At 45.6% G+C, this 19227-nt stretch carries 18 protein-coding genes, 2 tRNA genes and 1 other annotated feature; of the genes, 9 read left to right on the forward strand and 11 right to left on the reverse strand.

All coding sequences use genetic code 11. From position 1 onward, the window contains the following. Positions 1–11 precede the first annotated feature (11 nt). From trpA to F0232_RS08015, 7 genes are all read right to left on the reverse strand, one after another. Entirely contained in the window at positions 12–818 is an 807-nt protein-coding gene (gene trpA, locus F0232_RS07985) for a tryptophan synthase subunit alpha (RefSeq protein ID WP_105057348.1), read from the reverse strand. Beyond that, positions 818–2008 (reverse strand): tryptophan synthase subunit beta, encoded by a 1191-nt coding sequence (gene trpB / locus F0232_RS07990; RefSeq protein ID WP_061032809.1) that lies wholly within the window; start codon positions 2006–2008, stop codon positions 818–820. Before trpB ends, trpA begins: the two co-directional genes overlap by 1 nt. A gap of 142 nt (positions 2009–2150) precedes the next feature. Continuing rightward, positions 2151–3590, reverse strand: coding sequence for a bifunctional indole-3-glycerol-phosphate synthase TrpC/phosphoribosylanthranilate isomerase TrpF (gene trpCF, locus F0232_RS07995; RefSeq protein ID WP_105057347.1), 1440 nt, complete (start codon positions 3588–3590; stop codon positions 2151–2153). 25 nt (positions 3591–3615) lie between these two features. Further along, the gene (gene trpD / locus F0232_RS08000; RefSeq protein WP_012604340.1) at positions 3616–4611 is read right to left on the reverse strand and encodes an anthranilate phosphoribosyltransferase; all 996 of its coding nucleotides are present in this window, start codon (positions 4609–4611) and stop codon (positions 3616–3618) included. Positions 4612–4620: 9 nt separating this feature from the next. Further along, positions 4621–5229 carry an aminodeoxychorismate/anthranilate synthase component II gene (locus F0232_RS08005; RefSeq protein WP_019821126.1) on the reverse strand — a complete coding sequence of 203 codons (609 nt, stop codon included), beginning with the start codon at positions 5227–5229 and terminating at the stop codon, positions 4621–4623. A gap of 2 nt (positions 5230–5231) precedes the next feature. Further along, entirely contained in the window at positions 5232–6821 is a 1590-nt protein-coding gene (locus tag F0232_RS08010; RefSeq protein WP_105057346.1) for an anthranilate synthase component 1, read from the reverse strand. Positions 6822–6946: 125 nt separating this feature from the next. Continuing rightward, positions 6947–7061, reverse strand: a sequence feature (Trp leader region). Next, the gene (locus F0232_RS08015; RefSeq protein WP_004741253.1) at positions 7008–7133 is read right to left on the reverse strand and encodes a hypothetical protein; all 126 of its coding nucleotides are present in this window, start codon (positions 7131–7133) and stop codon (positions 7008–7010) included. It overlaps the preceding feature by 54 nt. Before the next feature lie 120 nt (positions 7134–7253). Here F0232_RS08015 and F0232_RS08020 point away from each other — a divergent pair, with 120 nt between their 5' ends. The 3 genes from F0232_RS08020 (at position 7254) to rluB (ending at position 9991) form a co-directional block, all read left to right on the forward strand. After that, entirely contained in the window at positions 7254–8123 is an 870-nt protein-coding gene (locus F0232_RS08020) for a PHP domain-containing protein (RefSeq protein WP_008224411.1), read from the forward strand. A gap of 55 nt (positions 8124–8178) precedes the next feature. Then, the gene (locus tag F0232_RS08025; protein WP_004741255.1) at positions 8179–8799 is read left to right on the forward strand and encodes an L-threonylcarbamoyladenylate synthase; all 621 of its coding nucleotides are present in this window, start codon (positions 8179–8181) and stop codon (positions 8797–8799) included. A 160-nt stretch (positions 8800–8959) separates the two neighbouring features. Next, positions 8960–9991: a 23S rRNA pseudouridine(2605) synthase RluB gene (rluB, locus tag F0232_RS08030; protein ID WP_105057345.1), complete on the forward strand. Its 1032-nt coding sequence runs from the start codon at positions 8960–8962 to the stop codon at positions 9989–9991. Positions 9992–10230: 239 nt separating this feature from the next. Here the strand turns inward: rluB and F0232_RS08035 are convergent, their stop codons facing one another. From F0232_RS08035 to yeiP, 3 genes are all read right to left on the reverse strand, one after another. Beyond that, on the reverse strand, positions 10231–10713 hold the full coding sequence (locus F0232_RS08035) for an RNA methyltransferase (protein ID WP_004741257.1): 483 nt from the start codon (positions 10711–10713) through the stop codon (positions 10231–10233). 147 nt (positions 10714–10860) lie between these two features. Continuing rightward, positions 10861–11190: an HI1450 family dsDNA-mimic protein gene (locus F0232_RS08040; protein ID WP_004741258.1), complete on the reverse strand. Its 330-nt coding sequence runs from the start codon at positions 11188–11190 to the stop codon at positions 10861–10863. Positions 11191–11200: 10 nt separating this feature from the next. Next, positions 11201–11770 (reverse strand): elongation factor P-like protein YeiP, encoded by a 570-nt coding sequence (gene yeiP, locus F0232_RS08045; RefSeq protein ID WP_004741259.1) that lies wholly within the window; start codon positions 11768–11770, stop codon positions 11201–11203. A gap of 137 nt (positions 11771–11907) precedes the next feature. Here yeiP and F0232_RS08050 point away from each other — a divergent pair, with 137 nt between their 5' ends. Continuing rightward, positions 11908–12675 (forward strand): elongation factor P, encoded by a 768-nt coding sequence (locus tag F0232_RS08050; protein ID WP_019821130.1) that lies wholly within the window; start codon positions 11908–11910, stop codon positions 12673–12675. An 84-nt stretch (positions 12676–12759) separates the two neighbouring features. Here F0232_RS08050 and F0232_RS08055 read toward each other — a convergent pair whose 3' ends face one another. Beyond that, the gene (locus F0232_RS08055; RefSeq protein ID WP_105057344.1) at positions 12760–15123 is read right to left on the reverse strand and encodes a DNA polymerase II; all 2364 of its coding nucleotides are present in this window, start codon (positions 15121–15123) and stop codon (positions 12760–12762) included. Positions 15124–15549: 426 nt separating this feature from the next. Between F0232_RS08055 and uvrY the strand changes: the two genes are divergently transcribed. From uvrY to F0232_RS08080, 5 genes are all read left to right on the forward strand, one after another. Then, positions 15550–16194 carry a UvrY/SirA/GacA family response regulator transcription factor gene (gene uvrY, locus F0232_RS08060; protein WP_004729778.1) on the forward strand — a complete coding sequence of 215 codons (645 nt, stop codon included), beginning with the start codon at positions 15550–15552 and terminating at the stop codon, positions 16192–16194. A gap of 15 nt (positions 16195–16209) precedes the next feature. Next, positions 16210–18042: an excinuclease ABC subunit UvrC gene (uvrC, locus tag F0232_RS08065; protein WP_105057343.1), complete on the forward strand. Its 1833-nt coding sequence runs from the start codon at positions 16210–16212 to the stop codon at positions 18040–18042. A gap of 46 nt (positions 18043–18088) precedes the next feature. Then, positions 18089–18646 (forward strand): CDP-diacylglycerol--glycerol-3-phosphate 3-phosphatidyltransferase, encoded by a 558-nt coding sequence (gene pgsA / locus F0232_RS08070; RefSeq protein WP_019821134.1) that lies wholly within the window; start codon positions 18089–18091, stop codon positions 18644–18646. Between the two features lie 266 nt (positions 18647–18912). Beyond that, positions 18913–18986, forward strand: a tRNA-Cys gene (locus F0232_RS08075). A gap of 34 nt (positions 18987–19020) precedes the next feature. Next, positions 19021–19096 (forward strand) — tRNA-Gly (locus F0232_RS08080). Positions 19097–19227: the final 131 nt, after the last annotated feature.

Raw genomic sequence — 19227 nt, forward strand, 5'->3', positions numbered from 1 at the left:
GGTGCTAACCATTACTTCTGTGTTGCCGCTTTCATCGGCGCAACGAACTCTGCTAGTGTTTTAAGCATTTCTTCTGGTTGTTCAACGTTGTTTTCAATGATTTTCACAACCGCTGAGCCAGAGATTGCGCCGGCAGCACCTGCTTGAATAGCTTCTTTTACCTGCTCAGGAGCCGAGATACCGAAACCAAGCAGTGCCGGTGGCGCATCAAACTTGTTCAAACGGTCAAGCAGTGCGGTTACTGGCATGTTTGCTTTAGTTTCTGCGCCTGTTACGCCAGCACGAGAAAGTAGGTAAGTGTAGCCACCACCTAGTTCTGAAACAGACTTGAGCGTTTCATCACTCGCTGTTGGCGGAGCAATGAAGATTGGGTGAACACCAAACTTCTTCGCTGCCGCAACAAACTCACCACTTTCGTTGGTTGGTACGTCTGCAATCAATACTGAATCGATACCAGCATTCGCACAACGCTCGTAGAAGTTCTCAATACCACGTGCGTAAACCAAGTTCGCGTACATCAGTAGGCCAATTGGTAGCTCTGGGTATTTCGCGCGGATTTGACCAATAAGATTAAAACACACATCCGGCGTTACTTTAGAATCTAACGCACGAATGTTCGCACCTTGGATTGTTGGACCATCAGCCAGTGGATCTGAGAATGGGATACCAAGTTCAAGGGCGTCAGCACCTGCTTCAACCAAAGTTTCCATGATCTTAATAGACTGTTCAGCGTTAGGATCGCCAACCGTTACGAATGGTACAAATGCACCCTGATTCTTTTCAGCTAAGCGAGTGAATAGTGATTGATAGCGATCCATTATAGTGCTCCTTTCTCTTTAAGGATGTCGTGTACAGAGAAAATGTCTTTGTCACCACGACCAGACAAGTTAACGACTAATAGTTGTTCTTTTTCTGGTTCGTCGTGAGCCATTTTAATTGCATGAGCTAAAGCATGAGATGACTCTAGCGCTGCGAGGATACCTTCATTACGTGCGATAGATTGGAACGCTTCTAGCGCTTCATCATCGGTTACGTTTTCGTATTCAGCACGGCCAATTGCGTTCAGGTGCGCGTGTTGAGGGCCAACTGATGGGAAATCTAGCCCCGCAGATACAGAGTAAGACTCTTCTACTTGGCCGTTCTCATCTTGCATCAACGGTGCTTTCATACCAAAGAAGATACCCGTTTTACCATGTTTAAGCGGCGCGCCGTGTTGGTCGGTATCAATACCTTTACCCGCTGGCTCAACACCGATTAAGCGAACCGTTTCTTCTTCGATAAAATCAGCGAACATACCGATAGCGTTTGAACCGCCGCCAACACAAGCGATAACAGCATCAGGAAGGCGACCTTCACGAGCTAGAATTTGGTTCTTGGTTTCTTCACCAATCATGCGTTGGAAGTCACGAACGATGGTTGGGAATGGGTGAGGACCTGCAGCCGTACCTAGTAGGTAGTGTGCATCTTCATAAGTTGCAGACCAGTCACGAAGTGCTTCGTTACATGCATCTTTTAGCGTAGAAGAACCAGAATGAACAGGGATAACCTCTGCGCCCATTAGCTTCATACGGAACACGTTCGGGCTTTGACGTTCAACGTCTTTAGCACCCATGTAAACGCGACACTTAAGACCCAATAGAGCACAAGCGAGAGCCGTCGCAACACCGTGTTGACCCGCACCTGTTTCAGCGATGATTTCATTTTTGCCCATACGCTTAGCAAGTAGAGCCTGACCAAGTACCTGGTTGGTTTTGTGTGCACCACCGTGAAGTAGGTCTTCACGTTTTAGGTAAAGTTTGGTCTTTGTACCTTTAGTTAGGTTGCGAGTTAGCGTTAGTGCCGTTGGACGACCCGCGTACTCTTGAAGAAGCGTCATGAATTCACTGCGGAACTCAGGATCGGCTTGTGCATCGATAAATGCTTGTTCAAGTTGGTCTAGTGCTGGCACTAGGATCTGCGGTACGTATTGACCACCGTATTCACCGAAGTAGGCATCGAGTTTAGCCATTATCTTATTCCTTCAATTCTATTGGCGTGTCTTCACACCAAGTCTTTTAGTCTTGTTTGAGCCTCGCTAAGGCAAAGCTCACAAATATGTTTTAATTTCCGCTTTCTAGCTCTAGTGCTGATTATTGCTTTTAAAAGCCTGACTAGTAATTACGAATCTCTGCAAAAGCGCGTTGCAGTTTGTCTGCGTCTTTTTTACCTGGAGCAGATTCAACACCAGAATTTAGGTCTAACCCTAAACAGCCCAACTTAGCCGCTTGGTTAGCATTTTCTGGGTTTAGACCACCGGCCAACATGATTGCGTTTTGGTTGTTGATCAGGCTCCAATCGAACGCTTGACCGGTACCGCCAGTTTGAGAACCCACTTTAGTATCTAGCAGGTGACGAGTCACGTTGCTTTCCAGTAATTCTGGTAACGCGCTCTCTGCGTCGCAAGCCACACCGTAAGCTTTCCAGATCTCAACTTTTTCAGGCAGTGATTGTTTTAGCTCATCAACATAGGCTTGAGACTCATCTCCGTGCAGTTGTACAGCGAACAAACCGAGCTCAGAAACCGTGTTAGCCACATCTGCCACGCTGTGGTTTTGGAACACACCCACGTAGTTCAATGGCGCACCGCTCATCGTTAAACGAGCCGCTTCGATATCCACATGACGCTTAGACGCTTCCACGAAAATCAGACCACCGAATACCGCGCCAGCTTGATACGCTTTGGCAGCATCGTCAGGATGAGTTAAACCACACACCTTGTTTTCGCCTAGCGTTACTTTACGAACGGCCAGTTCAAGGTTCTTTTCAGCCATAAGAGAGCTACCAATTAGGAAGCCATCTGCAAATGTTGAAAGGTCACGCACTTGTTGGTGTGTGTAGATACCAGACTCTGAAATTACGACTGCATTAGGTGCTAGTTCACGCAGTAGTGGGGCTAGTTCTTTTGTACGATTCAAATCCGTCGACAGGTCACGCAGGTTACGGTTGTTAATGCCGATCACCTTAGCGTTCAGAGCGACTGCGCGATGCAACTCTTCTTCGTTGCTGACTTCAGTAAGGACACCCATGTTGAGTGAGTGAGCAACCTCAGCAAGAGCTTGGTACTCTTCGTCATTCAGCACCGATAGCATCAACAAGATAGCATCTGCCGAGTAGTGACGAGCTAAGTAAACTTGGTAGGTATCCACCATGAAGTCTTTACACAGGATTGGCTGCTTAGCGATGCTGCGAACCTTAGGTAAAAACTCAAAGTCACCTTGGAAGTATTTTTCGTCGGTCAGCACTGAAATTGCGTTAGCGTGGTTGTTGTAAACCGATGCAATGTAGTCCAGGTCGAACTCGTCACGGATCAAACCTTTTGACGGTGATGCCTTTTTACATTCAGTAATGAAAACCGTCTGTTCGCCGCTCAGTGCATCATAAAAACTGCGGTCTGCTGCGGTTAACGCTGCTTTAAATCCTTCCAGTGGCTGAGCTTGTTTACGCGCTTCAACCCATTGGTATTTATCACGAACGATTTTTGCTAATACTTCCGCCATTTCAGCTTCTTTAACTGAAACGTGGGTCGACAGTTTTTCGGTAGTCTGTGTCATGTTCTTTGTCTCAATTCGTCGTTCGTTAAGCGTGAGCAGCAAGCTTTTGTACAAGCTCGTAGGCTTTGCCAGAGTTCATCGCGTCAATGGCCTGTTGTGCGTTGGCTTTTAGGTCTTCGTGACCAAATAGGCGCATCAATAGAGCAACGTTTACGGCTACTGCGCCAACTTGGGCTTCAGTGCCTTTACCCGTCAGGATATCTGTTGTGATAGCTTTGTTTTCTTCTGGCTCCCCGCCCTTGATAGCTTCAAGCGGGTGAGTGTTCAAACCAAAGTCTGCTGGTGTCACAGTATATTCGTGAATTGCACCATCTTTAATTTCAGCAACGATGGTTTCTCCGTGAATGGCTACTTCGTCAAGTCCGCTACCGTGAACAACCGCCGCGCGCTTCATACCCATTTGCAGCATGGTTTCTGCGATAGGGCGAACAAGCTCTTTGCTGTAAACACCCATTAGCTCGATGTTAGGGCGAGCAGGGTTAATCAGTGGGCCAAGGATATTGAAGATAGTACGTGTTTTCATCGTTTGACGAACTGGCATCGCGTGACGCACGCCACCGTGGTATTGCGGAGCAAATAGGAATGCTACGCCAAGCTCATCGACAGCCGTACGCGTGTCTTCCGCCGTCATCGCTAGGTTGATGCCAAACGAATCCAGTAGGTCAGAAGAGCCTGATTTGCTCGATACACTGCGGTTACCGTGTTTCGCGACTTTTAAACCACATGCTGCAGCAACGAATGCTGAAGTCGTCGAAATATTAATGGTGTTATGACCGTCGCCACCTGTACCTACGATGTCTGCAAAATCATAATCTGGGCGTGGGAACGGGTTTGCATTAGCAAGCAGTGCTTTCGCCGCACCGGCGATTTCGTCCGGTGTCTCGCCTTTGATTTTCAGTGCAGTCAGTGCAGAAGCCATCAGGATTGGGTCTAGTTCACCCTTGATGATAACGTCGAATAACTGTTGGCTTTCTTCTTGAGTAAGAGACTGCTGTTCGTAAAGTTTATTAATCTGTTCCATGATCGTTTCCTAGTTAGCCTTTTTATCAAGAGTGTCGTTCTTCTCAAGAGCCCATTCGATAGCGTTCGCTAGAAGCGTTGCACCGTAGGTTGTCATAATTGATTCTGGGTGGAATTGGAATCCACATACTTTGTCTTGTTCTTGAACCACAGACATGACCAAACCATCGACTTCAGCGGTTACCGTTAGGCTATCTGATACATGGGTAGCAACCAGAGAGTGGTAGCGAGCAATAGCCAGTGGAGAAGGTAAGCCTTGGTAAGTCGCATGATTTTGGTGCTCCATCATCGACACCTTACCATGAATGATTTCGCCTGCGCCTGCAACGGTGCCTCCATAAGCTTCAACGATCGCTTGGTGACCTAAGCAGATACCAATCATTGGCACCTTGCCTTTTAGCAGCTGAATTAACTCAGGCATGCAGCCCGCGTCTGCTGGAGCGCCAGGACCTGGTGAAAGTAGAGCAACAGGGTTGTCTAGTTCGTTGATTGCCGCTTCCACTACCTTTGCAGAGATGTTGTTACGGTATATTTTTACGTTGTGACCCAATGAGCGGAACTGGTCTACAAGGTTGTAAGTGAACGAGTCGAAGTTATCGATGAATACAATATCAGCCATGATTACGACTCCTTCTTGTTAGAGATGGTTTTAGTATGTGCAGCTTGAATCGCTGAGATGACCGCTTGCGCTTTGCCGCGAGTTTCATCGGCTTCTGCTTGTGGATCTGAGTCGAACACTACACCTGCGCCAGCTTGCACTTGTGCCACACCACCTTCAACGTAAGCAGAACGAATTACGATACAGGTATCTAACGTGCCTTCACCTGTTAGGTAACCTACCGCACCGCCATAGCTACCACGACGCGTTTTTTCTACATCACGGATAAGCTGCATTGCACGGATTTTTGGCGCGCCTGTTAGGGTGCCCATATTCATACAAGCTTGGTAAGCGTGTAGGGCATCTAAATCTTCACGTAGCTGACCAACAACACGAGAAACCAAGTGCATGACATGGCTGTAGCGGTCTACTTTTAGCAGGTCTGCCACGTGGCGAGTGCCAGCTTCGGCAATGCGCGCTACGTCGTTACGAGCTAGGTCGACAAGCATCATGTGTTCTGCGTTTTCTTTCTTGTCGGTGCGCAGTTCAAGCTCGATACGGCTGTCAAGGTCGAAATCGATTTGACCATCAGGACGCTTACCGCGACGACGAGTACCCGCAATTGGGTAGATCTCAATTTGGTTGGTTTCAGTTTCGTATTTCAGCGCGCTTTCTGGAGAAGCACCAAACAGCGTAAATAGCTCATCTTGCATGTAGAACATGTAAGGACTTGGGTTGCTTTGCTTAAGCTCTTTGTAAGCTGCCAGTGGAGCAGGGCAAGGCAGCGTGAAGCGGCGTGATGGTACTACTTGGAACACATCGCCTTTTACTACGTATTCTTTTAGGTCACGAACCGTTTGACAGAAATCTTCATCAGAAACGCTTGGTACCGCTTCCACGTTGTCTAGTGGCGTCACTTCCGTGATGGCTTTTAGTGACTGACATTGTGTTTGAATGTCGGCTAAACGCTCAGTTAGCTGCGCTTTGATGCTTTCATCGTTAGTGAACAAGCTTGCATGAAGCAGGCCTTGGTTCTCTTGGTGGTCGAAACGAAGCAGGGTTTCAGCCACGTAGAATACAAAGTCAGGGCAGTTGTTGGTTGCTTCAGCATCGCCTAGCGGTTCAAAGTTCGCCACGATGTCGTAAGCGAATAGGCCAGCCATGAATAACGCGTGCTTATTATTAGCGTCTTGCTCAAAGCTGTGCTGAACCAAACGTAGTGCATCGAAAGAAGAAGCTTCTCTTAAGCGTGAGTCTTCGTCTAATTCGTTGCTCGGCTCAACAAAAGTCAGCGTCAGTAAGTTATCCGTCAAATCAGATTTAATCTCTGCTTTCACGTTTTGAGTTAGATGTTCGATAAGCGCTTGACCGTTTTGAGTCAACGCTTGAAAGGTTACTTCATGTTCGCGACAAACAATGCGAACAGCAGAGTCGATAAGGAGTAGGCTTGTCAGGTTCTGTTTAGATTCAATCTCAGCAGATTCCAACAGCAAACTGTCTGTTTTGTTTTCACACAAGGTATGGAAAACACTGGTTGGATCTTGCGAGTAAGGAACTGAAGAATTGATGACCTCAATGGTTCCCAGCTTTTTGATTTCAATGGCCTTGTTCACAAGACCTCCTTTATGATTCTTTAAATTTCCTGCCGTACATAGTCGCATAAAGATACCTTTCACCCAATCTAGAATATGGTCAATTCGATGATTTGTTAGTCAGTTGAATGTGAGATGTTCGACAAATTAAAAAGCCCGCTATGGAAGCGGGCTTAGTGATAACTTTTTTATAAACAAACTGTTTAATTAGAAGTATACGTTAGCCCACCAAGAACTTGTCCAAGTGCGCCACCAATTAAGCTCTGAACTTGCTTCTACTGAAGAAAGTTCTAAAACTTTATCTTTATGGTCTTGGTTAAATTCTTGTAACATGGTGAACCTATCAAATGTGATACTTCGTATTTGTGTACTAGTTAACTAGTTTTCTGCTTGCGGGTCAAGTGTGTTGACACAAATATAACGATAAAAATTGAAAACAATGAAAAAGAATATATGAGAATTGATCTACATAGTCATACAACAGCCTCAGATGGCCGACTTACTCCACCTGAGCTAATTGACCGAGCGCTAAGCTTTAACATCGAAGCGTTAGCGATTACAGATCATGATACGACGGATGGGCTTGCTGAAGCGCGCAACTATATTGCGGATAACAATCTTCCTATTCAGCTGATAAATGGCATCGAAATCTCCACAGTATGGCAAAACAAAGATATTCATATTGTTGGTTTAAACGTCGACCCTGAGTCACCAGAGCTGAAAGCTCTTATTGAACAACAGAAGCAGCACCGTATTGGCCGTGCCGAACTGATTGCCCAGCGCCTTGAGAAAGCAACACGCGAAGGGGTATTAGAAGAGGTTAAGTTGATTGCTGGCGATGCACCGATCACTCGCGCCCATTTTGCTAAGTGGCTAGTCGATAACGGTTATGCGAAAACCATGCAGCAAGTGTTCAAAAAGTTTCTTACTCGCAATAACCCGGGTTACGTGCCACCAACTTGGTGCTCAATGAGTGATGCTGTCACGGCCATTCACGCCGCTGGTGGACAAGCGGTATTAGCGCACCCAGGCCGATATGGTTTTACTGCTAAGTGGGTTAAGCGTCTACTGACTGCATTTGTTGAGGCAAAAGGCGACGCGATGGAAGTGGCACAACCTCAACAAGCACAACAAGAAAGACGCACTCTTGCGGATTATGCTATACAATACAAACTATTAGCCTCCCAAGGCAGCGACTTCCATTATCCATCTCCTTGGATGGAACTTGGACGCAATCTCTGGCTACCTTCTGGGGTCGAAGAAGTATGGAAAGATTGGGAGTTTCAAACGGTTTCACCATCTGATAGCGATGTCAGTATCTAAGTGAAGCCGCTCCTTCTGATGATAGAGTCGAGAGATTCGATAACGAGGATCAATAATGAGCCAGTTTTTTTATGTACACCCAGATAACCCACAAGCACGTTTAATCAATCAAGCGGTTGCGATTGTTCGTAATGGCGGTGTTGTGGTTTATCCAACAGACTCAGGCTATGCGCTGGGTTGTCAGCTTGAGAACAAACAAGCACTAGAACGTATTTGTAAGATTCGTCGTATCGACGATAAGCATAACTTCACTCTGTTATGCCGTGACTTGTCTGAGCTGTCACTGTATGCACGCGTAGATAACGTTGCTTTTCGTCTGCTTAAGGCTCATACGCCAGGTGCTTATACGTTTATTTTTAAAGCGACCAAAGAAGTGCCAAAGCGTTTGATGAACGCGAAACGTAAAACCATTGGTATTCGTGTACCAGACAACAAGATCGCTCTAGACCTGTTAGAAGCGATGGGTGAGCCATTGATGTCTACGTCTCTTATCTTACCGGGTAATGAGACAACAGAGTCGGATCCAGAAGAAATTCGCGACAGCCTAGAACACGCTGTTGATGTTATTTTGAATGGTGGCTACTTAGGTGAACAACCGACCACAGTGATTGACTTCAGCGACGATGATGCTGTCATTCTGCGCCGTGGTGCCGGTGATCCGGCGCCGTTTGAATAATCGCATTACTGGTTAACAGTCTGTAACGATACAGAGCGCCTGCCATAAGTAAATAACAAGTGCTTTTTGGCAGGTAATTTGCGATAATACGCGACCGCGATTTGGTCGCGAAAAATTCATTCGACGTCTGTGAAGACGACAATTAGGTAGAAAAGAGTAAATGAGCGAAAAATTACAGAAGGTTTTAGCGCGAGCTGGTCACGGTTCTCGTCGTGAACTAGAAGGTTTAATCAAATCTGGCCGTGTAAGTGTTAACGGGCAAGTTGCGAAACTGGGCGAGCGTCTTGAAGACGAGAACTCAGTGATCCGTATCGATGGCCATACTGTTTCAGGTAAAGCGTCTGAAGAAGTGGTTTGTCGTGTACTTGCTTACTACAAACCTGAAGGTGAGCTATGTACTCGTCATGATCCTGAAGGTCGCCGCACAGTTTTCGATCGTCTACCTAAGATCCGTGGTTCTCGTTGGATTTCGGTTGGTCGTCTTGATGCGAACACGTCTGGTCTTTTGCTTTTCACAACCGATGGTGAACTTGCAAACCGTCTAATGCACCCAAGCCGTCAGGTTGAGCGTGAGTACCTAGTACGTGTATTTGGTGAAGTTACTGAGCAGAAGGTTAAGAACCTTGTGCGCGGTGTTGAACTAGAAGACGGCATGGCTCGTTTCGAAGATGTGGTTTACGCTGGTGGTGAAGGTATGAACCATACTTTCTACGTAGCGATTAACGAAGGTCGTAACCGTGAGGTTCGTCGTCTTTGGGAATCACAAGAAACAACAGTAAGCCGCTTGAAGCGTGTACGTTACGGTGATATCTACCTTGACAAGAAACTGCCTCGTGGCGGTTGGAAAGAGCTAGATCTTCAAGAAGTAAACTACCTGCGTGAGCTTGTAGAACTTAAGCCAGAGAAAGAGACACTGTTGGACCTTGATCCTTCAAACACTTCTCGCAAGCGTGAGCGTTCTCGTAGCCAGAAAATTCGTCGTGCTGTTAAGCGTCACGAAGAGCGCGCAAATGCGCCAAAAGGCCGTAGCAACCAAGCTAAACGTAAGAAGCCAGCTACTCGTGGTACTACAACACCTGATTCAGGTCGCAGTGCACCAGCAGCAAAAGGCAAGCCTCAGGCTAACAAAATCAAGCCAAAGATGAACAATGGTCGTCCGGCTAAACCAGCTAAGCCAAGAACACGTCAGTAATTACATGACTTCTTAAGCTTAAAGCTTTATTGTCTTAAAGCACTGAATACTAAAAAACCTGCTCATTGAGCAGGTTTTTTTTACATCTAAGCAAAAAGAAGATGCGGGATGCGAATAATCGAGTATCGAAAGCATGCTTCCATAAACGCAGTAAGCGTGCTCTTCGCATCTCTTATCTCGTTTACGCGCATCTATAATCTGTTCGTATCTCGTATCTCGTATCTCGTATCTCGTATCTTCTACTTATGATTCGAAAAGTTATCACCCTTCGCCAAGCGGTCGTAAAGCACCACGTTCACAGATGCAGCGAGGTTCATGCAACCATTAGTTGGAACGTAAATCGTGTCTCGGCAGAAATCAGTGATCTCTTTCTTTAGCGTGCCATCTTCTGGGCCAAAAATATAAAACGCGCGTGGTGGGTGTTTGTAATCCGGTAGAGGCTTCGCACCTTCAATCAGATCAACGGCCACAGGCACGCAGCCTACTGGAATAATGTCTTTCAGCTCTTCAACGCCAATCAGTGGCAGCTCTAAGTGCTTCTCTTTGGTGTCGGTATGGAATTTTCGCGCATGATCGTATCGTGTGCCTGTATAGAACACAGAGTTAGCGCCGTAGCAGCCAGCCGCTCGCATTACAGAGCCTACGTTTTCAGGCGTCTTTGGGTTAACTAGGCCAATGCAAGCATAGCCTTTGGATTGTGTATCTGTTTTTGCTTTGGTCATATCAGTGAATATAAAGTTGATAATGAAAGAGAGTTCTCATGCAGGGAAGTAGCGTGATAAAAATAGCCGAGCAAGTGGCTCGGCTAGATTTTTAACTCGTTTACATGAGTGCTTGTTTACTCATGAAGTTGAGCGTTAGCAGTCGTATTAGTCGCGCTTCCACAGCATGTGACAGAACTTATGCTCTGGGTCACGGCTGATTAGCATGCGAGCAAATACGTCGTCTAGAACGTCATCAGCTTCATTCACAAGACCAATGCGCACTTCTGCGTAGATTTCTTTGTCGACTTCAAAGCCAACATGTTCAACCCAATCATCACCTGTTTCAACAAGCTCTGCAGCGCCACGGTCTTCAAACTGAGCCGTGAATAGAATCACGTCTGCAGGTTCAAGGTTATCGGGTGCCATCTCTAGGAAGATGTCGTATGCAGTATCAATTGCGTCGTCATAAGACATTAGGTCGTTAGCTTCGGTCATAATAAGTATCTTAGCTTGCGCGGTTCATGTATTTACGTTCAGCAGTGTTTACTACTACTTTGTCGCCAGTCGCGATGTACTCAGGTACTTGGATAGTAAGACCTGTAGAAAGACGAGCAGGCTTAGTACGAGCAGACGCTGATGCACCTTTGATTGAAGGGTCAGTCTCTTCGATAACTAGCTCAACAGACGTTGGTAGCTCAAGTGTTGCTGCGTTGCCGTCGATAAGGATAGCGTACATGCCTTGAGTGTCTTCGTTGATGAACAGTAGTTCGTCTTCGATAGTTTCACCGTTGAAGATGAATTGTGTGTAATCTTCGTTGTCCATGAAGATGTACTCGTTGCCATCAACGTAAGAGAACATTACTGCACGCTTAGTTACGTCGATCGTTTCAACGATTTCGTCAGCCTTGTGGCGAACTTCAGTTTTAACGCCAGTTGCTACGTCGTTACCACGGAAACGGTAAATCTTTTGACCGCCACGGCCACCTGGTGTTGTTACTTCGATATCTTTAACAATGACTGTTTTGCTTTCTACTGTGATAGCAAAACCTTTTTTAATTTCACTTGCTCTAGGCATTTTGTGTTTGTCCTTAGTGGGTCTATCCGCTGATTATATCTCGGAGATGCTATAAATAGGAATAGCTTGAATCATAAAGTCACCTAAGCGATCATAGAGTCACAGTTAAATCATGATTTTATTTGCCGAAACGACCTATGCAGTTACCTGTTATTGACCCTACACAGCCTTTTCAACCCGAATTTCAACCAGTGGTTAACGATCTGATTACCTTCTTAAAAGGTGGGCTGGGTTCTAATCTTCACAGTGTCTATATTTATGGCAGTGTTGCTCGCAAGCAAGCGGTAGCCGGTCGCTCAAATCTTGACGTGGTTGTGGTGACACACCGTCCGTTTCCTGAGCAGCGAACTACGCTGTTAAATACCATTAAATGGCGCTTCCAAAAGAGCTTTCCTCAAGTCACTCAAGTGGCAATAAAAACCACATTGGTGAGTGAAGTGGTCGACTTCGACAATATCTTCACGTGGGGTTTTATGCTCAAGCACCTGTCGGTGTGTGTATACGGTGAAGACTTATCAGATTGTTATGGTGATTTCGAAACCAGTTGGGAAATAGCCAAGCATTGGAATATGGACGTTGAAAACTGGTTAGCGGTATATCGAAACAAAATTGCGCGAGCAACAACGCCTGAACAGCAAGTCGCAGCGCAAGTGATCATCGCCAAGAAGCTGCTACGAGCGAGCTACTCTTTGGTGATGTACCGTGATAAGTATTGGTTTGATAACCCCGTTGCTTGTGGTCAGCAGTTCTTGAAGTATCACCCAGACAGAGAGGTCGAAATCCAACGACTGGGTATATTGCTTTCAGGCCGACCGATTCCGAAACGTTCAGTGATCGGCATTCTGGATGGGTTTGGGGAATGGCTGGTTAAGCAATATCAGAAAACAGAGTTTCGAATCGGATAGAACTTCGTAACCTACAGATATAAAAAGCAGAGCGAATTGAACATTCCTCTGCTTTTTTGTTTTGATTGAACCTCGATACGAATCTTAGAATAAGCCTAATTGCTGCCCACTGACTCTCTCAAAATCTAAACCAATGAAAGGCAGAATTGCTTCTGCCACCGGTTTAATCTGCTTATCGATGTAATGTTGATAATCGATACCACTCTTCAGATACTCTTTGGGCTCCGGGCCATTTAAGGTAATCAAGTATTCAATACGCCCTTTGTTTTGGTACTGAAGTGGGCGCCCTAGTTTTGCATTGACCTCATCAGCCATTCTGGCAGCCCGAACTTGTGGCGGAATGTTCTTTTGATACTCATGCAGCTTGCGACGCAAACGCTTCTGGTAAACCAGCAAATCGTCATGTTTACCTGCTGAAGTCTCATCAACAAACTGCCTGACGTAGTCGGTCGGATCTTGGTCGTGGAATACCATTTCATACAAGGTTTGTTGGAACTGTTGTGCCAGTGGTGTCCAGTCTGTTCGTGCACTTTCGAGTCCTTTGAAAATGATCTTCTCTTGGTCACCATGATTGATTAAACCTGCGTAGCGCTTCTTCGAACCGGTTTCCGAGCCGCGAATGGTTGGCATCAGGAATTTACGATAGTGAGTCTCGTATTCTAGTTCAAGAATTGAGGTCAGGTTATAGGTCTCTTTCAGGTGTTCAGTCCACCAGTTGTTAATATAAGCCACCAGTTGATGGCCAATCTCGTCGGCTTGCTCTTGGTCATAACTGCCATTGAGGGAAACGAAGGTCGAGTCGGTATCCCCATAAATTACTTGGTAGCCCTTGTCTTCGATCAGAACCTTGGTTTGTTTCATGATTTCATGACCACGCATCGTGATTGATGACGCCAAGCGAGTATCAAAGAAGCGGCAGCCAGAGGAACCTAACACGCCATAGAAAGAGTTCATGATGATCTTAATGGCTTGAGAGAAGGCTTTTTCGTTGTTCTTCTTTGCGACGTCACGAGCAGCCCAAAGGTTTTCGATCATCTCTGGTAAGAAGTGTTTGGTGCGGTGAAATTGCCCACCGCGAAACCCATCAACGGCTTGGTTTTCAGCTGGACCGATTTCCAATTTCAACCCTTCGATTAACCCCATAGGGTCAATCAAAAATGAACGAATGATGGACGGGTATAGGCTCTTGAAGTCGAGTACTAGTACCGAGTCATAGAGATTAGGGATGGAGTCCATCACATAGCCTCCGGGGCTAGCAATCCAGTTCTCTGGCTCTAGGTTCGGGGCAACATAGCCTGCTCTGTGTATCTGAGGTAAATATAAATTGGTAAAGGCTGCAACAGATCCGCCAACACGGTCTAGCTCAACTCCGGTCAAGCGAGAGCGCTCTATAACGAAATCGAGTAGGTGGGTGTGTTCGAAGATTCGATTTACCAACACACAGTCTTGCAGGTTGTACTTAGCTAGTGAGGGCTTATCGAACTTGAACATTCGATTAATCTCATCCATGCGATCATGAACGTTATGGATATCTTTACCTTCACCGAGTAGTTCGCGTGAGACTGATTCAAGCGACCATGAGCGAAAGTGATAGGTCGCCGTTTTAAGCATATCGATGCCATCTAAGACAACACGCCCTGGAATAGTAATGAAGCCTTGTTGGCTTTGTGCTGAGCTACGGAAGAAGCTAGTTTGATTATCTCGACCGATATTGAGCTTCACTTCGTTCCATTCCGCCCGCTTGTGTAAGAGCCTAAAATCGAAGTCAATGACGTTCCAACCAATGATGATGTCGGGGTCAAATTCAGAGAACCATGCGATCATCGCTTCAAGCAGTGCTTTCTCATTAGCAACCCACTGGATCTTGGTTTCGGCTTGTTGTGGCTCCCCAATCATGATCACTCGGCTGTCCATCGGGCTGTCTAAACCAATAGAGTAGAGCACGCCTTTTTCTGAACACTCGATATCTAGAGAAACCATCGAAAGCGTGGGCAAGTAGTTACCCGCTCTGCACTTAGCATTGGAGACTCGACGATGTTGATTTTTTTGTACCGCCGTTCCAGTAAACTCAATACTTCCTTTGATAAAACGTTCCATTAGGAAGCGATCCGCAAGGCGAATATCGCTCTCAAACGTCTGGATTTCTTCGTTGTTAAAGGCTTGTGCCAACCCAAAACTGCTTCTTGATAGTGAGGTATAACAAGCCGCGAGAGGGGTTTGTTCGAAGGTCGCGATCTCAAGCGGTTTAAATTGGCAGTCTATCGACTCTTTAGTCGCAATAACCTCACAAGCGGCCACATCAGATTGAGCAACAAAAAATACCGCCTTTTCGTTTTGAATAGTCAGAAGAGTAGGGCCTTGAGGCGTGCTTAACCATAAGTCGATTTGTGTACGCCCAGAAAAATCTCTCGCCTGTCTTGTAAGTACAAAGCCTTGCTGAATATCCAATGTAATAACCTATTGATATGGGGGAGTGAATACTACCATCTAGCGCCAGATTACGCACAATAGGCTGCGAAGATAGTCATTAAATACTTGTTAACAGCAGTAGATAACGGGACTCTGTAAGCAAAAAAGTGAAATAGTCGAGAATGGCCATTTAATGGTATTGAAAATATCTTTATCTTATGTAATTTTATTGGGTGTTGTTTTAACTATTTGATTTTTAGTGAAAGCTTATGATTTTAGTTTACTTGTTTATAAATAAGTACTTGCTAAAGTTAGTGTTTCAGCACATATTCAACAGAGCTTTTTTTTAGTAATTAAGTTAAGATGTACTCAATGCTGCGATCCACTGTTCCTTTGTCCGATTGTTTCAAACAGATGAAACGACACAGTGGTTGCAGAGCCAATTAATAGTGTGGAGATACAAGTTTGATAAATGTTTTCCTTGTAGATGATCACGAGCTGGTTCGCACAGGGATACGACGTATTATTGAAGACGTCCGTGGAATGAACGTAGCAGGGGAAGCTGAAAGCGGTGAAGATGCTGCAAAATGGTGTCGTACTAACAATACTGACGTTATTTTGATGGATATGAATATGCCTGGTATTGGTGGCTTAGAAGCAACCAAGAAGATCTTGCGTTTCAACCCTGATGTTAAAATCATCGTTTTAACTGTTCATACGGAAAATCCGTTTCCAACTAAAGTGATGCAAGCTGGAGCTGCTGGTTACCTTACTAAAGGGGCAGGTCCGGATGAAATGGTCAATGCAATTCGAGTGGTCAACAGTGGCCAACGATACATTTCACCAGAAATTGCGCAGCAGATGGCTTTGAGCCAGTTCTCGCCTGCGTCTGAAAATCCATTCGCAGACTTATCTGAACGTGAACTTCAAATCATGATGATGATTACCAAAGGTCAGAAAGTGACGGATATTTCAGAACAACTCAATCTAAGTCCTAAGACAGTCAATAGTTACCGCTACCGTTTGTTCAGCAAACTGGATATCAGTGGTGATGTAGAGCTGACGCACTTAGCGATTAGACATGGAATGTTAGACACTGAGACCCTTTAACACTGAGATCGTATAGTGACCAACTTGTTTGACTCAGTCTCATTCCTCAAGACAGTAACCGAGCAGCCCGGCGTTTATCGAATGTATAACGCTGAGGCTGTCGTTATTTATGTCGGTAAAGCTAAGAACCTCAAAAAACGCCTTTCTAGTTATTTCCGAAAAAAAGTCGACAGTGAAAAAACACGCGCTCTAGTCAGCAACATCGACAAGATTGATGTCACTGTAACGCACACGGAAACCGAAGCTCTTATTCTTGAGCACAACTACATCAAGCAGTACCTGCCAAAATATAATGTGCTCCTGCGTGATGATAAGTCGTACCCTTATATCTTCATTAGCGGTCACAAGCATCCTCGTTTGTCGATGCACCGTGGTGCTAAAAAGAAAAAAGGTGAATACTTTGGTCCTTACCCTGACTCCGGCGCTGTGCGTGAGACGCTACACCTAATCCAAAAAATCTTCCCTGCTCGCCAATGTGAAGATACGGTTTACGCCAACAGAACACGTCCTTGCTTGATGTATCAGATTGGTCGTTGTGCTGCGCCATGTGTCAGTTCCATCATTTCTGATGAAGAGTACAGCGAACTGGTCGACTATGTTCGTCTATTCTTGCAAGGAAAAGATAAGTTAGTGCTTGAAACGCTCATCGAGAAGATGGATACAGCAAGCCGTGAGCTTCGTTTTGAGCAAGCTGCGACTTTCCGTGACCAGATCCAAGCGATTCGACGCGTGCAAGAACAGCAATACGTCTCTGACGACTCCATGGAAGATATGGATGTGTTGGGCTTTGCTCAAGAGAATGGCGTGGCGTGTATTCACATCTTGATGATTCGCCAAGGTAAAGTCTTGGGCAGTAGAAGCCATTTCCCTAAAATTCCGAACAATACGGTACGTGAAGAGGTTTTCTCTAGCTTCTTAAGCCAGTATTACCTAGCACATAATGAAGCGAGAACCATTCCAACTCGTTTGATTCTGAATGCTGATTTGATGGAAGACGTCACTCCTATTCAGGAAGCCTTGTGTGAAGTAGCGGGTCGCAAGATCCACTTCAACACAAACCCTTCCGGTACTCGTGGTCGTTATCTTAAATTGTCGAACACTAATGCGTTAACGGCGATTACCACTAAGATTAATCACAAAATGACGATTAATCAGCGTTTCAAAGAGCTTCAAGAAGTGCTGTCGATGGATGCGATTAAGCGCATGGAATGTTTCGATATCAGTCATACCATGGGTGAAAGTACCATCGCGTCTTGTGTGGTGTTCAATCAAGAAGGCCCTGTTAAGCCCGAGTATCGTCGTTACAACATCACAGGCATAACCGGCGGTGATGATTACGCAGCAATGGCTCAGGCGCTTGAGAGACGTTATTCGAAGCAACTTGATGTTGATAAGATCCCAGACATCATCTTTATCGATGGGGGTAAAGGGCAACTTAACCGCGCTCATGAGATTATCTCTCAATATTGGGGAGATTGGCCTTTCAGACCGAGAATGATGGGTATTGCCAAAGGCGTGACGCGTAAACCTGGTTTAGAGACTCTCATTACCCTTGAAGGGGAAGAGTTTAATTTGCCAAGTGATGCTCCCGCTTTGCACCTTATTCAGCATATTCGTGATGAAAGCCATAATCATGCGATTGCAGGGCATAGAGCGAAGCGTGGTAAAACGCGCCGAACCAGTGCCTTGGAAGGAATTGAAGGGATAGGGCCAAAGCGTCGCCAAGCTTTGCTGAAATACATGGGTGGCTTACAAGAACTTAAGCGTGCAACTGTTGAAGAAATAGCCAAAGTGCCGGGCATTAGTCATTCTTTGGCAGAAAACATTTATCAAGCATTGAAACAATAGTAAAAATCCCGCACCATTAAAGCGCAATTAATAAGAGCCCAATAATATGCGTTTGAATATACCTAACATTTTGTCCTTACTGAGACTATTTTTGATCCCAGTATTCGTTGTTGTTTTTTACCTACCTTACCAATGGGCTCCTTTTGCTGCTGCGATGGTTTTTTGGGTAGCGGGTTTTACTGACTGGTTAGATGGCATGCTTGCTCGTAAGTTAGGGCAAACGTCTCGTTTTGGTGCCTTTATTGACCCAGTCGCAGACAAAGTACTGGTGGCGACGGCTCTTATTTTGATTACCGAGCATTACCACTCAATTTGGGTCACTATTCCAGCTGTGACCATGATAGCTCGCGAGATCATCATCTCTGCGCTTCGCGAATGGATGGCTGAAATCGGTAAACGTGCAAGCGTTGCGGTTTCTTGGGTCGGTAAGGTTAAGACGGTTTCTCAGATGTTCGCGTTGTGGGTGCTTATCTGGCGCTATGACGATTGGATGGTTTGGGTTGGCTATATCGCGCTCTACGTTGCAACGATTCTAACCTACTGGTCGATGGCACAATACTTAATGGCCGCCAAAGACGATTTGTTAGACGAAAAACACCATTGATGAAGAAGCGAGCTGAGGCTCGCTTTTTTGATCTTTAACCTAAGGTCAAATAATCAATACTGGATATCTAATGTGATATAGATCTCTTTTGAATAGCCGATACACGGTGTGTTTTGCACATAAAGTCAGCTATTTAGCCCGTTTAGTATGAAATCTATTCAAACGAATTAAAAATACAAAAATATTATTGACTCATCCGCTCGAATCCGTAGAATGCATCCCGTACCCAAGAGGATGGCAATGAGCGATTCGATTGGAGTTACTAAGGCGCCTTGGCAGAGTGGCTATGCAGCGGATTGCAAATCCGTGGACCTCGGTTCGACTCCGGGAGGCGCCTCCATTATCTCTCTACTTCAAGAGAAGAATAATGAAATGCGACACTAGCTCAGCTGGTAGAGCGCAACCTTGCCAAGGTTGAGGTCACGAGTTCGAACCTCGTGTGTCGCTCCAAATTTTGTATGTTGATTGGCGTCAACATAAGATGGTGTTTTACTTTTCAGTAATCGGCATCGCAATAAAGAATTGCGTGCCCTGGTGGTGGAATTGGTAGACACAAGGGATTTAAAATCCCTCGACGTTCG

Origin of the sequence: Vibrio sp. T3Y01 (assembly GCF_013114525.1) — a bacterium.
GTDB lineage: Bacteria > Pseudomonadota > Gammaproteobacteria > Enterobacterales > Vibrionaceae > Vibrio > Vibrio chagasii_B.

What these genes read in the sequence shown, in the direction of transcription:
- F0232_RS08035 (WP_004741257.1), bottom strand. Translation starts at nt 10,713, where the DNA reads ATGACCAAAGCAAAAACAGATACACAATCCAAAGGCTATGCTTGCATT.
- F0232_RS08050 (WP_019821130.1), top strand. Translation starts at nt 11,908, where the DNA reads ATGCAGTTACCTGTTATTGACCCTACACAGCCTTTTCAACCCGAATTT.
- trpA (WP_105057348.1), bottom strand. Translation starts at nt 818, where the DNA reads ATGGATCGCTATCAATCACTATTCACTCGCTTAGCTGAAAAGAATCAG.
- F0232_RS08005 (WP_019821126.1), bottom strand. Translation starts at nt 5,229, where the DNA reads ATGGCTGATATTGTATTCATCGATAACTTCGACTCGTTCACTTACAAC.
- F0232_RS08040 (WP_004741258.1), bottom strand. Translation starts at nt 11,190, where the DNA reads ATGACCGAAGCTAACGACCTAATGTCTTATGACGACGCAATTGATACT.
- F0232_RS08025 (WP_004741255.1), top strand. Translation starts at nt 8,179, where the DNA reads ATGAGCCAGTTTTTTTATGTACACCCAGATAACCCACAAGCACGTTTA.
- pgsA (WP_019821134.1), top strand. Translation starts at nt 18,089, where the DNA reads ATGCGTTTGAATATACCTAACATTTTGTCCTTACTGAGACTATTTTTG.
- rluB (WP_105057345.1), top strand. Translation starts at nt 8,960, where the DNA reads ATGAGCGAAAAATTACAGAAGGTTTTAGCGCGAGCTGGTCACGGTTCT.
- trpD (WP_012604340.1), bottom strand. Translation starts at nt 4,611, where the DNA reads ATGGAACAGATTAATAAACTTTACGAACAGCAGTCTCTTACTCAAGAA.
- trpB (WP_061032809.1), bottom strand. Translation starts at nt 2,008, where the DNA reads ATGGCTAAACTCGATGCCTACTTCGGTGAATACGGTGGTCAATACGTA.
- yeiP (WP_004741259.1), bottom strand. Translation starts at nt 11,770, where the DNA reads ATGCCTAGAGCAAGTGAAATTAAAAAAGGTTTTGCTATCACAGTAGAA.
- trpCF (WP_105057347.1), bottom strand. Translation starts at nt 3,590, where the DNA reads ATGACACAGACTACCGAAAAACTGTCGACCCACGTTTCAGTTAAAGAA.
- F0232_RS08020 (WP_008224411.1), top strand. Translation starts at nt 7,254, where the DNA reads ATGAGAATTGATCTACATAGTCATACAACAGCCTCAGATGGCCGACTT.
- F0232_RS08015 (WP_004741253.1), bottom strand. Translation starts at nt 7,133, where the DNA reads ATGTTACAAGAATTTAACCAAGACCATAAAGATAAAGTTTTAGAACTT.